Origin of the sequence: Pseudomonas sp. PP3 (genome assembly GCF_905336995.1) — a bacterium.
Taxonomy (GTDB): Bacteria; Pseudomonadota; Gammaproteobacteria; order Pseudomonadales; family Pseudomonadaceae; genus Aquipseudomonas; species Aquipseudomonas reinekei.
In genome coordinates this window covers 5396546-5409334 of sequence record NZ_HG995459.1, presented here as the reverse complement: position 1 = coordinate 5409334, position 12789 = coordinate 5396546, and the positions used below count along the sequence as shown (strand labels likewise).

Genomic DNA, 12789 nt, shown 5'->3' with positions numbered 1-12789 from the left:
TATGGATAAATTGATTATTACTGGCGGTGCTCGTCTTGATGGCGAAATCCGCATCTCCGGGGCAAAGAACTCTGCCCTGCCGATCCTGGCAGCCACGCTGCTGTGCGATGGCCCGGTAACCGTTGCCAACCTGCCGCACCTGCACGACATCACCACCATGATCGAACTGTTCGGTCGCATGGGCATCGAGCCGGTGATCGACGAGAAGCTGGCCGTTGAAATCGACCCGCGCACCATCAAGACCCTGATCGCTCCGTACGAACTGGTCAAGACCATGCGTGCGTCGATCCTGGTACTGGGTCCGATGGTTGCCCGTTTCGGCGAAGCCGAAGTGGCCCTGCCTGGCGGTTGCGCCATCGGCTCGCGTCCGGTTGACCTGCACATCCGTGGCCTGGAAGCCATGGGCGCGGTCATCGACGTGGAAGGCGGCTACATCAAGGCCAAGGCGCCTGAAGGCGGCCTGCGCGGTGCGCACTTCTTCTTCGACACCGTCAGCGTGACCGGTACCGAAAACATCATGATGGCCGCTGCTTTGGCCAAGGGCCGCAGCGTCCTGGCCAACGCCGCACGCGAGCCTGAAGTCGTCGACCTGGCGAACTTCCTGAACGCCATGGGTGCCAAGGTTTCCGGCGCCGGTACCGACACCATCACCATCGATGGCGTCGAGCGTCTGCACACCACCACTTACAAGGTGATGCCGGACCGTATCGAAACCGGCACCTACCTGGTGGCTGCTGCCGTGACCGGCGGTCGTGTGAAGGTCAAGGACACTGATCCGACCATCCTCGAAGCCGTCCTGGAAAAACTGCGTGAAGCGGGTGCTGAAATCACCACCGGTGAAGACTGGATCGAGCTGAACATGCACGGCAAGCGGCCGAAAGCCGTCAACGTGCGGACCGCTCCGTACCCGGCGTTCCCGACCGACATGCAGGCGCAGTTCATCTCCCTCAACGCCATTGCCGAAGGCACGGGCGCTGTGATCGAGACGATCTTCGAAAACCGCTTCATGCACGTTTACGAACTGCATCGCATGGGCGCCAAGATCCAGGTCGAAGGCAACACCGCCATCGTCACCGGCACCGAAAAGCTCAAGGGTGCGCCAGTCATGGCTACCGACCTGCGTGCTTCGGCCAGCCTGGTGATCTCGGCGTTGATCGCCGAAGGCGATACCCTGATCGACCGCATCTACCACATCGACCGTGGTTACGAGTGCATCGAAGAGAAGCTGCAGATGTTGGGCGCCAAGATCCGTCGCGTTCCGGGCTAGTGGCTGCTGCATGGGCACAGGGACGTGCCCGTTGAATTGTTGAAGTCGAGCCGGTTTCCGGCTCGATGTGTGTCCGGCGCCGTTTGCGACCTGACATGAGTACCTTGATAAGGACTGACGTTTCCCATGTTGACCATCGCACTGTCCAAGGGCCGCATCCTTGACGACACCCTGCCGCTTCTGGCTGAAGCGGGCATCGTGCCGACCGAGAATCCGGACAAGAGCCGCAAGCTGATCATTCCCACGACCCAGGAAGATGTACGCCTGCTGATCGTGCGTGCCACCGACGTGCCGACGTATGTCGAGCATGGTGCCGCCGACCTCGGTGTCGCCGGTAAAGACGTGCTGATGGAATACGGTGGCCAGGGCTTGTACGAGCCGCTGGACCTGCAAATCGCCCAATGCAAGCTGATGACGGCCGGCAAGGTCGGCGCGGTCGAGCCCAAGGGCCGCCTGCGCATCGCCACCAAGTTCGTCAACGTTGCCAAGCGTTACTACGCCGAACAGGGTCGCCAGGTCGACATCATCAAGCTCTACGGCTCGATGGAACTGGCACCGCTGATCGGCCTGGCCGACAAGATCATCGACGTTGTCGACACCGGTAACACGCTGCGGGCCAACGGCCTGGAGCCACAGGATTTCATTGCTGCCATCAGCTCCCGGCTGATCGTCAACAAAGCTTCGATGAAAATGCAGCACGCCCGTATCCAGGCGTTGATCGACACCCTGCGCAAGGCAGTGGAGTCTCGACACCGCGGCTGATTCACCTGCGCGACCGTAAGGCGCGCCGTCTATCCGCCTCATAGCCAGAATTCTCAGGTGCCCAAGCGGATCGAATGTTAGCTTCGGGCGCCTGAGTTTTTTGCCATTCCTATGAGGCTCTCGCTATGACCGCACCGACTGCAATTCGCCGACTCAACGCTGCTGACCCGGATTTCGCGCATCATCTGGATCATCTGCTGAGCTGGGAAAGTGTGTCTGACGACTCGGTCAATCAGCGGGTGCTGGACATCATCAAGGCTGTGCGTGAGCGTGGCGACGCGGCGCTGGTGGATTTCACCCGCCAGTTCGATGGTTTGGACGTCAAGTCGATGGCCGACCTGATCCTGCCGCGTGAGCGTCTGGAACTGGCGTTGACCCGCATCTCCGTAGCCCAGCGCGAAGCGCTGGAAATCGCCGCCGCCCGTGTGCGCAGTTACCACGAAAAGCAGAAGCAGGATTCCTGGAGCTACACCGAGGCCGACGGCACGGTGCTGGGCCAGAAAGTCACGCCACTGGATCGCGCCGGCCTGTATGTACCGGGCGGCAAGGCGTCCTACCCGTCGTCGGTATTGATGAACGCCATTCCGGCCAAGGTGGCTGGCGTCACCGAAGTGGTCATGGTGGTGCCAACCCCGCGCGGTGAAATCAACGAATTGGTGCTGGCCGCTGCCTGCATCGCCGGCGTGGACCGTGTGTTCACCATCGGCGGTGCTCAGGCCGTGGCGGCGTTGGCCTACGGCACCGAAAGCGTGCCGAAGGTCGATAAAGTGGTCGGCCCGGGCAACATTTATGTCGCTACCGCAAAGCGTCACGTATTTGGCCAGGTCGGTATCGACATGATCGCCGGTCCGTCGGAAATTCTCGTGGTGTGCGATGGCCAGACCGATCCGGACTGGATCGCCATGGACCTGTTCTCCCAGGCCGAGCACGACGAAGACGCCCAAGCGATTCTGGTCAGCCCGGACGCCGAGTTCCTCGACAAGGTCGCTGCCAGCATCACCAAGCTGATGCCAACCATGGAGCGCGCCGCGATCATCGAAACCTCGATCAATGGCCGTGGTGCGCTGATCAAGGTGCGCGACATGGAACAAGCCATCGAAGTGGCCAACCGCATCGCGCCGGAGCACCTGGAATTGTCGGTCGCCGACCCGCAAGCCTGGTTGCCGCAGATCCGTCACGCCGGTGCGATTTTCATGGGGCGCCACACGTCCGAAGCGCTGGGCGATTACTGCGCCGGCCCGAACCACGTATTGCCGACTTCCGGTACTGCGCGCTTCTCGTCGCCGCTCGGTGTGTATGATTTCCAGAAACGCTCGTCGATCATCTTCTGTTCTGAGCAGGGTGCTTCCGAGCTGGGCAAAACCGCTTCCGTGCTGGCTCGCGGCGAGTCGCTGACGGCCCACGCCCGCAGTGCTGAATACCGCATCGTTGACGAACAACAGGGGAACTGAACATGAGTAAATTCTGGAGCCCGTTCGTCAAGAATCTGGTGCCTTACGTGCCGGGCGAACAGCCAAAACTGGCGAAACTGGTGAAGCTCAACACCAACGAAAACCCGTACGGTCCATCGCCAAAAGCCCTGGCGGCGATGCAGGCCGAGCTGAACGACAACCTGCGCCTGTACCCGGACCCGAACAGCGATCTGTTGAAGAACGCCGTCGCCAAGTACTACGGCGTGCCGAGCAACCAGGTGTTCCTCGGCAACGGTTCCGATGAAGTGCTGGCGCACATCTTCCACGGTTTGCTGCAGCACGATCAGCCGCTGCTGTTCCCGGACATCAGCTACAGCTTCTACCCGGTCTACTGCGGGTTGTACGGCATCAAGTTCGACGCGGTGCCGCTGGACGAGCAGTTCCAGATCAACCCGGCGGACTACGCCAAGCCGAACGGCGGGATCATCTTCCCTAACCCGAACGCGCCGACCGGTTGCCTGCTGGCACTGGAAGCGGTCGAGCAGATTCTCAAGGCGAGCCCGGATTCGGTGGTGGTGGTCGACGAGGCGTACATCGACTTCGGCGGCGAAACCGCGATTGCGCTGGTGGACCGTTATCCCAACCTGCTGGTGACCCAGACCTTGTCCAAGTCCCGCTCCCTGGCGGGGCTGCGGGTTGGTCTGGCGGTCGGCCATCCGGACCTGATCGAGGCGCTGGAGCGGATCAAGAACAGTTTCAACTCCTATCCGCTGGATCGCATGGCGAATGTCGGTGCGGCGGCGGCATTCGAGGACCGTGAGTATTTCGACAAGACTTGCCGTTTGGTGATCGACAATCGTGAGAAGGTTGTCGCGCAGTTGGAGGAGAAGGGCTTTGAAGTACTGCCATCGGCGGCTAACTTCATTTTTGCCCGTCACCCTCGGCACGATGCGGCAGGGCTGGCGGCGAAGTTGCGTGAACAAGGCGTGATCGTGCGGCACTTCAAGCAGGAGCGAATTGCGCAGTTCTTGCGGATCAGCATCGGCACGCCAGAGCAGAATCAGGCACTGATCGACGGCCTCGGCGATCTCTGAACCACCGCTGACCCTGTAGGAGCCGGCTTGCCGGCGATGGGATCTAACATTCAACATCAATAATGAATGTTAGATCTCATCGCGAGCAGGCTCGCTCCCACATTGTTAGAGGTTTGGCTTACTCGTGATGCGGCTCGCCGAGGAATGTCAGCGAGCTGAACAACCCGCGACTGTTCACGTCAACGCTGTCCTTCACCGGCACTTCCACCTGCGCCGAAATCACATTCAAACCTTCGTTGCGCACCAGCACTTTTGCGCGGCCATTGGCATCGGTTTCGGTGCTCAGGGTATTCGGTGCATTCCGATAGTCACCCACCAGCTTCACGCCCGCCGCCGGTTTGCCATCGAGCAACACCTGGACGGGTAGCGACTCGCCCGGCCCTACGGTCAGCGGATCGACCTCCGGCAGAATCAGCAACTTTATCTGGTCCAGCTTGGGCAACTTTGCCCCCGGCTGATAAATCGCCAGGCTGTACTTGAACGTCTGGGTCGCCTCGATCGCTCCTGGCACTTTGCTGCGCCCTTCGTTGATCCACTTCTTGTCGGCAGTCTGCGACCACATGCCATTGTCCAGCGCCACCACCATCACGGCGGGTGGTTTGAGTGGTTGCAGGCGCGCGTGGTCGGGCAGGCGCTGCACTGTGACCGGGATCATTTTGCCGTTGGCGTCATAGGCCCAGGCGCCGCTGATTTTTTGCGCCTTGAAGGCATTGTCTTCGGCGCCGTGCCCGTAAATGACTTCGATGTTGCCGCGACGTTGTTCGGTCCACAGGCCGTGGGCCGAGACCTCGGTGGCAAACAGCAAGCCGAGCAGTGCCAGGGGTTTGAGTGGGTGCATGGGGGTGTCCTTTTACAGAGTGAGTGTCAGGCTGACAGTGAAATTGCGCGGCTCGCCGGGGTTGACCCAGTAGTTGCTGTAGGAGCGCTCGAAGTATTTCTCGTCGAAAATGTTGTTCAGGTTCAGGCCCACCGTGATGTTCTCGCTGGCCTTGTAATGGGCCAGCAGGTCGACGGTGTGATAGGCCGGTAATTCAAAGTCGCTGCCGGCTTCGCCCGAACGATCGCCGACATAAGTGAACGCGGCGCCAAGGTCCGAACCACGCAGTCGACCGTCCTGGAACTCATACACACCCAACAGGCTGCCACTGCGTTTGGCCACGCCGAGAATGCGGCTGCCGGCAGGAATGACCTTGTCGCCTTCTGTCACTTTGGCGTCGATATAGGCGAAGGCGCCGATCACGCGAACCGCGTCGGTGACTTGCCCGGTGACTTGCAGATCGAAGCCCTGGCTGCGTGCCTTGCCCATGGCACGGCTGGTGTCAGTGCCCGGGTCGAGGGCGAGGACGTTTTCTTTCTCGATATGGAATGCGGCGAGGGTACTGCTCAGACGGTTGTCGAACAGCTCGCTCTTGATCCCTATTTCGTAGCCGATGCCTTCTTCCGGGTCGAAGGATTTACCAGCCGCGTCCAGGCCATTGTTCGGCTTGAACGAGGTCGAGGCGTTGGCGAACAGGCCGACTTCAGGTGTCAGTTGATAAAGCAACCCGGCCCGTTGGGTCAGCGCGTCGTGGCTCTGAGTGCTGGTGGCGCCACGGGTGTGATCGTCAATGCTTTGCTCGAAATGTTCGAAGCGCACACCGAGCATGCCCCGCAGCCTGTCGGTGAGGATGATCTGGTCCTGCAGGTTCAGTGCATGGCTTTCGACGTGTTCGAAGAAGTCGGTGCCAGAGCGTGCGCCGTTGGGTTTTGGCTGGCCGTAGACCGGTTGGTAGATGTCGATGGCGTAGGGGCTGCCGGCAATGGTCGTTACCCGTTCGTTCTTGCGGTAGTTCTCGTATTCGCTGCCGATCAACAGTTCGTGCTGCAAGCTGCCGGTGTCGAAAAAGCCGCGCAGTTCGAGTTGGGTAATGCTGTCGTGCCAATTGTTGTCACGCTCGCGATAGCGGCGGTTGACGGTATGGCCGTCGGCATTCAGCGGGCGCGACTCTGACGCGAAGCCCCAGAGTTTGCCTTCCTTGTAATGGCTGGCCAGGCGCAACTTCCAGTTGTCGCTGAGTTGATGTTCAAGGGCGGCCTGCAGCATGTTGTTGTGGTTGTCGATGTCGCCATCGTCGGGTTCGCCGAGGAAGGTCGAACGGGATACGCCGCTCCAGGTGTTGTTGGGGGCGACAATGCCGCGATCGAAGGTAGAGCTGTGGCGGACGAATTCGCTTTCCACCAACAGGCTGGTGTCCGGATTGAGTTGCCAGCTGAAGGAGGGCGCGACAAACACACGTTGGCTGTCGACGTGATCGCGGAAGCTGTGGTTGTCCTCGACGGCCAGGTTGACCCGCGACAGCACGTTGCCTTGGTCATCCAGCGGCGTATTGACGTCCAGCGCGGTGCGATAACGATCCCAACTGCCCGCGCTGGTGTTCAGGGTAGCGAAGGCTTCCGGCTGAGGTTTCTTGGTGACGATATTCACCGTGCCCCCCGGATCCCCTCGGCCGTACAGGCTGGCGGCGGGGCCTTTGAGGACTTCGATGCGCTCGATGTTCGACACGTCCGGGGTGCTCGGATAGCCACGGTTGGCGCTGAAGCCGTCCTTGTAGAATTCCGAAGTGGTGAAGCCACGCACGCTGTATTCGTACATCGTCAGGCCTCCGAAGTTGTTTTGCTTCGAAACGCCGCCGGCAAAGTCCAGCGCGCGTTCAACGCTGGTGCTGCCCAGATCGTTGAGCACGCTGACGGGGACCACGCTGATCGACTGCGGGATGTCGCGGATGGCGGTGTCGGTTTTGGTCGCACTGGCGGAGCGGGTGGCGCGGTAGCCAGCGACAGGTCCGGTGGGGGACTCGTAGTCGGAAGTGACGCTGATGGCGTCCAGTTCCAACGCTTGGGACTCTTCGGCGATAGCCGGTTCTCCCAACAACCCGAGGGCAAGACTTGCCACGGAGGCCTTTATTCGAGACGACATGTTATGTTGTTCCAATTGCTAGAATTGAAACAATATAACATGCCTAATGAGAATGTCTTCTGTTAACGACTTTGACGTTGTGGGGCTGCCTATGCCGCAAAAGATTGCAGCCGGCGGCAGCTCCTGCAGCTAGTTCTCTTCTTTTTCCTTGACCGGGGCCGGCGGTGGACGCAAACCGATTTCCGCCGTGAGCTTGATCTCCTTGCCGTTACGCATGACCTGAATCGTGACCTTGTCAGTCGGTTTGATCCGCGCAACCTGGTTCATCGAACGGCGGCCATCGCCTGCCGGCTCGCCATCGATGGCAAGAATCACGTCGCCCAATTGCAATCCGGCCTTCTGCGCCGGACCGTCACGGAAAATCCCGGCCACGACAATGCCCGGACGCCCGGACAGACCGAACGATTCCGCCAGCTCCTGGGTCAATGGCTGTACTTCGATCCCCAGCCAGCCACGAATCACCTGGCCGTGCTCGATGATCGACTTCATCACTTCCATTGCCAGTTTCACCGGGATCGCAAACCCGATGCCCTGGGAGCCGCCGGATTTGGAGAAGATTGCGGTGTTGATGCCCGTCAGGTTGCCGTTGGCGTCCACCAGCGCACCGCCGGAGTTGCCGGGGTTGATCGCGGCATCGGTCTGGATGAAGTCTTCGTAGTTGTTCAGGCCCAACTGATTGCGCCCGGTGGCGCTGATGATGCCCATGGTCACGGTCTGGCCGACGCCGAACGGGTTGCCGATGGCTAGCGCGACGTCGCCGATGCGGATGTTGTCGGAACGGCCGACGGTGATCGAAGGCAGGTTTTTCAAATCGATCTTCAGCACCGCGAGGTCGGTTTCCGGGTCGCTGCCGATGACGCGGGCGAGGGTTTCACGCCCGTCCTTGAGCGCTACCACGATTTGGTCAGCACCGCTGGTCACGTGGTTGTTGGTCAGGATGTAACCTTCCGGGCTCATGATCACACCGGAACCGAGGCTCGACTCCATGCGTTTCTGCTTGGGCGAGTTGTCGCCGAAGAAGCGGCGAAATTGCGGATCTTCAAACAGCGGATGGCTGGGTTTGTTGATGACTTTGGTGGTGTACAGGTTCACCACGGACGGCGCTGCGGTGGTCACCGCTTCAGAATAGGACACCGGGCCTTGCTGCATGGTGGTGGTTTGCGGCGCCTGCTGCAGGTTGACGTCGAGGCTCGGAAGCCCGACCCACTGCGGGTAACGCTGGATGATTAATAGTGCGACAAGCACGCCGGCCAACAGCGGCCAGCCGGAAAAACGCAGCGCCTTGAGCATTAAGCACGTCCTGAGAGAGTTGCAGGCGGAATGAGACCGCTCATAATGACGCGCATTATACGAGGCCGCGCGTGCCTCTGAACGGGATATTTAGGAGTCTTTTATGGCCGTCGCCCTGAGCACCCTGGTCGAAGAAGCCGACCGTTACCTCGGCAGTTCGAAAATTGCCGATTACTGCCCCAACGGCTTGCAGGTCGAAGGGCGGCCGCAAGTGATGCGCATCGTCAGTGGCGTCACCGCCAGTCAGGCTTTGCTCGATGCCGCCGTGGAAGCCAACGCCGATCTGGTGCTGGTGCACCACGGTTACTTCTGGAAGGGTGAAAACCCGTGCATCACCGGCATGAAGCAGCGCCGCTTGAAGACCTTGCTCAAGCACGACATCAGCCTGCTGTCGTATCACCTGCCGCTGGACCTGCACCCGGATGTCGGCAATAACGTGCAACTGGCGCGTCAGCTCGACATCACCGTCGAAGGTCCGCTGGACCCGGACAACCTGAAGATTGTCGGGCTGGTCGGTTCATTGAACGAACCGGTGACCCCGCGCGACTTCGCTCGCCGTGTGCAGGAAGTCATGGGCCGCGAGCCTTTGCTGATTGAAGGCAGCGCGATGATTCGCCGGGTCGGCTGGTGCACCGGTGGTGGCCAGGGCTATATCGATCAAGCCGTGTTGGCGGGTGTCGATCTGTACATCAGCGGCGAAGCGTCGGAGCAGACGTTCCATAGCGCCCGGGAAAATGACATCAGCTTCATCGCCGCCGGTCACCACGCTACCGAACGCTATGGCGTTCAGGCGCTCGGTGACTATCTCGCCCGGCGTTTTGCCCTCGAGCACATTTTCATCGATTGCCCCAATCCGATCTGACGCGGGTCCCTGCAGGAGCCAGCAAGCCGGCTCCTGCAAAAGCGGCGAGACCCAAACAGGCGGGCATATTCATATGCCCTTTCGATCTAGTTGGCGTCCTGATTAGAAGAGGTCGCTGTGCTAGGATTCCCCGCTCGAACACGGCCCGCTGGCCGTTCATAAGAAAGATTTCGTGAGTAGCCATGGTCGACAAACTGACGCATCTGAAACAGCTGGAGGCGGAAAGCATCCACATCATCCGCGAGGTGGCCGCCGAGTTCGATAACCCGGTGATGCTGTACTCCATCGGTAAAGACTCCGCCGTGATGCTGCACCTGGCACGCAAGGCATTTTTCCCCGGCAAGCTGCCGTTTCCGGTCATGCACGTCGACACCCGCTGGAAATTCCAGGAGATGTACGCCTTCCGCGACAAGATGGTCGCAGAACTGGGCCTGGACCTGATCACCCACATCAACCCCGATGGCGTGGCGCAGAACATCAATCCGTTCACCCACGGCAGCGCCAAGCACACCGACATCATGAAGACCGAAGGCCTGAAACAGGCACTCGACAAATATGGTTTCGACGCTGCCTTCGGCGGTGCCCGTCGCGATGAAGAGAAATCCCGCGCCAAAGAGCGTGTGTACTCGTTCCGCGACAGCAAGCACCGCTGGGACCCGAAAAACCAGCGCCCGGAGCTGTGGAACGTCTACAACGGCAAGGTCAACAAGGGCGAATCCATTCGTGTGTTCCCGTTGTCGAACTGGACCGAGCTGGACATCTGGCAGTACATCTACCTTGAAGGCATCCCGATCGTCCCGCTGTACTTCGCCGCCGAGCGTGAAGTCATCGAGAAGAACGGCACGCTGATCATGATCGACGATGAGCGCATCCTCGAACACCTGAGCGATGAAGACAAAGCGCGCATCGTCAAAAAGAAAGTGCGTTTCCGTACCCTTGGCTGCTACCCGTTGACGGGCGCGGTGGAGTCCGAGGCCGAAAGCCTCACGGACATCATTCAGGAAATGCTCCTGACGCGAACTTCCGAGCGCCAGGGCCGTGTCATCGACCACGATGGCGCCGGCTCGATGGAAGACAAAAAACGTCAGGGTTATTTCTAAGGGGTTGTCATGTCGCACGCATCTGATTTGATCAGCGAGGACATCCTCGCCTATCTGGGCCAGCACGAACGTAAAGAACTGCTGCGCTTTTTGACCTGCGGTAACGTCGATGACGGCAAGAGCACCCTGATCGGGCGCCTGCTGCACGACTCCAAGATGATCTACGAAGATCACCTGGAAGCCATTACCCGCGATTCGAAAAAAGTCGGCACCACCGGCGAAGACATCGACCTGGCATTGCTGGTCGACGGCCTGCAGGCCGAGCGTGAGCAAGGCATCACCATCGATGTCGCTTACCGCTATTTCTCCACCGCCAAGCGCAAGTTCATCATCGCCGACACGCCCGGTCATGAGCAGTACACCCGCAACATGGCCACCGGTGCGTCCACCTGTGACCTGGCGATCATCCTGGTCGACGCCCGTTACGGCGTGCAGACCCAGACCCGTCGCCACAGCTTCATCGCCTCGTTGCTGGGCATCAAGCACATCGTCGTGGCCATCAACAAGATGGACCTCAAAGACTTCGACCAAGGCGTGTTCGAGTCGATCAAGGCCGACTACCTGAAGTTCGCCGAAGGCTTGAAGATGAAGCCGACGAGCATGCACTTCGTGCCGATGTCTGCCCTCAAAGGCGACAACGTGGTGAACAAGTCCGAGCGTTCGCCGTGGTACACCGGCCAGTCGCTGATGGAAATTCTCGAGACCGTGGAAGTGGCGGGCGATCGCAACTTCACCGATCTGCGTTTCCCGGTGCAATACGTCAACCGTCCGAACCTGAACTTCCGTGGTTTCGCAGGCACTTTGGCCAGCGGCATCGTCAAGAAAGGCGACGAGGTTGTGGTGCTGCCGTCGGGCAAGAGCAGCCGCGTGAAATCCATCGTCACCTTCGAAGGTGAGCTGGAGCACGCCGGTCCAGGTCAAGCGGTGACGCTGACCATGGAAGACGAGATCGATATCTCCCGTGGCGACCTGTTGGTGCATGCCGACAACGTGCCGCCGGTCACCGACAGCTTCGAAGCGATGCTGGTATGGATGGCTGAAGAGCCGATGCTGCCGGGCAAGAAGTACGACATCAAACGCGCCACCAGTTACGTGCCGGGCTCCATCGCCAGCATCGTCAACAAGGTCGACGTGAACACGCTTGAAGAAGGCCCGGCCAGCGCGTTGCAGCTGAACGAAATCGGCAAGGTCAAGATCGCGCTCGACGCGCCGATTGCCCTCGACGGTTACGAAAGCAACCGCACCACCGGCGCGTTCATCATCATTGACCGCTTGACCAACGGCACCGTTGGCGCGGGCATGATTGTGGCCCAGCCTTTGGCCCATGGCACCAGCACCCACCACGGCAAACTGGCCCACGTTGCCACCGAAGAACGCGCCCAGCGCTTCGGCCAGCAACCGGCCACCGTATTGTTCAGTGGCTTGTCGGGCGCGGGCAAAAGCACGCTGGCCTACGCCGTTGAACGCAAGTTGTTCGACCTGGGTCGTGCAGTGTTTGTATTGGATGGCCAGAACCTGCGTCATGACCTGAACAAAGGTCTGCCACAGGATCGCGCCGGACGCACCGAGAACTGGCGTCGTGCCGCGCACGTGGCGCGTCAGTTCAACGAAGCGGGTCTGCTGACGCTGGCGGCGTTCGTTGCGCCGAGTGCTGAAGGTCGTGAGCAGGCCAAGGACCTGATCGGCAAGGAGCGTCTGCTGACGGTCTACGTCCAGGCCTCGCCGACTGTCTGCGCCGAGCGTGATCCGCAAGGCCTGTACGCGGCGGCCGGGGATAACATCCCGGGCGAATCCTTCCCGTACGACGTGCCGCTGGATGCCGATCTGGTGATCGACACCCAGGCTGTGTCGCTGGAAGAAGGCGTCAAGCAAGTGCTGGATCTGCTGCGCAAGCGTGGCGCGATCTAAGCCTTAGCCTGAAATAAAAAACCCGCCGATGAGTGATCATCGGCGGGTTTTTTTGTGTCTTTGATATGGCAATCGCCAGCAAGCCAGCTCCTACAGGATTGTGTCAACGCCGACTATCACTGTGGGAGCTGGCTTGCC

Annotated in this window: 10 protein-coding genes; 7 read left to right on the top strand and 3 right to left on the bottom strand. The window is 60.2% G+C overall.

Annotated elements, in window-relative coordinates; all coding sequences use genetic code 11:
* The first annotated feature begins 1 nt into the window (after window position 1).
* The 4 genes from murA to hisC all read left to right on the top strand — a co-directional run bounded on the left by murA (window position 2) and on the right by hisC (window position 4535).
* On the top strand, window positions 2-1267 hold the full coding sequence (murA, locus tag KHO07_RS24620; protein WP_150731837.1) for a UDP-N-acetylglucosamine 1-carboxyvinyltransferase: 1266 nt from the start codon (window positions 2-4) through the stop codon (window positions 1265-1267).
* Window positions 1268-1393: 126 nt separating this feature from the next.
* Window positions 1394-2029 carry an ATP phosphoribosyltransferase gene (hisG, locus tag KHO07_RS24615; RefSeq protein ID WP_008018703.1) on the top strand — a complete coding sequence of 212 codons (636 nt, stop codon included), beginning with the start codon at window positions 1394-1396 and terminating at the stop codon, window positions 2027-2029.
* 125 nt (window positions 2030-2154) lie between these two features.
* Complete coding sequence (gene hisD / locus KHO07_RS24610; RefSeq protein WP_150731838.1) at window positions 2155-3480, top strand: histidinol dehydrogenase; 1326 nt, start codon at window positions 2155-2157, stop codon at window positions 3478-3480.
* 2 nt (window positions 3481-3482) lie between these two features.
* Complete coding sequence (gene hisC / locus KHO07_RS24605) at window positions 3483-4535, top strand: histidinol-phosphate transaminase (protein ID WP_212625791.1); 1053 nt, start codon at window positions 3483-3485, stop codon at window positions 4533-4535.
* A gap of 118 nt (window positions 4536-4653) precedes the next feature.
* Here hisC and KHO07_RS24600 read toward each other — a convergent pair whose 3' ends face one another.
* From KHO07_RS24600 to algW, 3 genes are all read right to left on the bottom strand, one after another.
* The gene (locus KHO07_RS24600; RefSeq protein ID WP_212625790.1) at window positions 4654-5373 is read right to left on the bottom strand and encodes a DUF4198 domain-containing protein; all 720 of its coding nucleotides are present in this window, start codon (window positions 5371-5373) and stop codon (window positions 4654-4656) included.
* A 12-nt stretch (window positions 5374-5385) separates the two neighbouring features.
* Window positions 5386-7491: a TonB-dependent siderophore receptor gene (locus tag KHO07_RS24595; protein ID WP_212625789.1), complete on the bottom strand. Its 2106-nt coding sequence runs from the start codon at window positions 7489-7491 to the stop codon at window positions 5386-5388.
* Between the two features lie 129 nt (window positions 7492-7620).
* Complete coding sequence (gene algW / locus KHO07_RS24590) at window positions 7621-8781, bottom strand: Do family serine endopeptidase AlgW (protein WP_150731842.1); 1161 nt, start codon at window positions 8779-8781, stop codon at window positions 7621-7623.
* A gap of 103 nt (window positions 8782-8884) precedes the next feature.
* Here algW and KHO07_RS24585 point away from each other — a divergent pair, with 103 nt between their 5' ends.
* The 3 genes from KHO07_RS24585 to cysN all read left to right on the top strand — a co-directional run bounded on the left by KHO07_RS24585 (window position 8885) and on the right by cysN (window position 12651).
* Window positions 8885-9643, top strand: coding sequence for a Nif3-like dinuclear metal center hexameric protein (locus tag KHO07_RS24585; RefSeq protein ID WP_075947604.1), 759 nt, complete (start codon window positions 8885-8887; stop codon window positions 9641-9643).
* A 182-nt stretch (window positions 9644-9825) separates the two neighbouring features.
* The gene (gene cysD, locus KHO07_RS24580; protein WP_150731844.1) at window positions 9826-10743 is read left to right on the top strand and encodes a sulfate adenylyltransferase subunit CysD; all 918 of its coding nucleotides are present in this window, start codon (window positions 9826-9828) and stop codon (window positions 10741-10743) included.
* Between the two features lie 9 nt (window positions 10744-10752).
* Window positions 10753-12651 (top strand): sulfate adenylyltransferase subunit CysN, encoded by a 1899-nt coding sequence (cysN, locus tag KHO07_RS24575; RefSeq protein WP_150731845.1) that lies wholly within the window; start codon window positions 10753-10755, stop codon window positions 12649-12651.
* Window positions 12652-12789 lie beyond the last annotated feature (138 nt).

What these genes read in the sequence shown, in the direction of transcription:
- murA (WP_150731837.1), top strand. Translation starts at nt 2, where the DNA reads ATGGATAAATTGATTATTACTGGCGGTGCTCGTCTTGATGGCGAAATC.
- hisG (WP_008018703.1), top strand. Translation starts at nt 1,394, where the DNA reads ATGTTGACCATCGCACTGTCCAAGGGCCGCATCCTTGACGACACCCTG.
- hisD (WP_150731838.1), top strand. Translation starts at nt 2,155, where the DNA reads ATGACCGCACCGACTGCAATTCGCCGACTCAACGCTGCTGACCCGGAT.
- hisC (WP_212625791.1), top strand. Translation starts at nt 3,483, where the DNA reads ATGAGTAAATTCTGGAGCCCGTTCGTCAAGAATCTGGTGCCTTACGTG.
- KHO07_RS24600 (WP_212625790.1), bottom strand. Translation starts at nt 5,373, where the DNA reads ATGCACCCACTCAAACCCCTGGCACTGCTCGGCTTGCTGTTTGCCACC.
- KHO07_RS24595 (WP_212625789.1), bottom strand. Translation starts at nt 7,491, where the DNA reads ATGTCGTCTCGAATAAAGGCCTCCGTGGCAAGTCTTGCCCTCGGGTTG.
- algW (WP_150731842.1), bottom strand. Translation starts at nt 8,781, where the DNA reads ATGCTCAAGGCGCTGCGTTTTTCCGGCTGGCCGCTGTTGGCCGGCGTG.
- KHO07_RS24585 (WP_075947604.1), top strand. Translation starts at nt 8,885, where the DNA reads ATGGCCGTCGCCCTGAGCACCCTGGTCGAAGAAGCCGACCGTTACCTC.
- cysD (WP_150731844.1), top strand. Translation starts at nt 9,826, where the DNA reads ATGGTCGACAAACTGACGCATCTGAAACAGCTGGAGGCGGAAAGCATC.
- cysN (WP_150731845.1), top strand. Translation starts at nt 10,753, where the DNA reads ATGTCGCACGCATCTGATTTGATCAGCGAGGACATCCTCGCCTATCTG.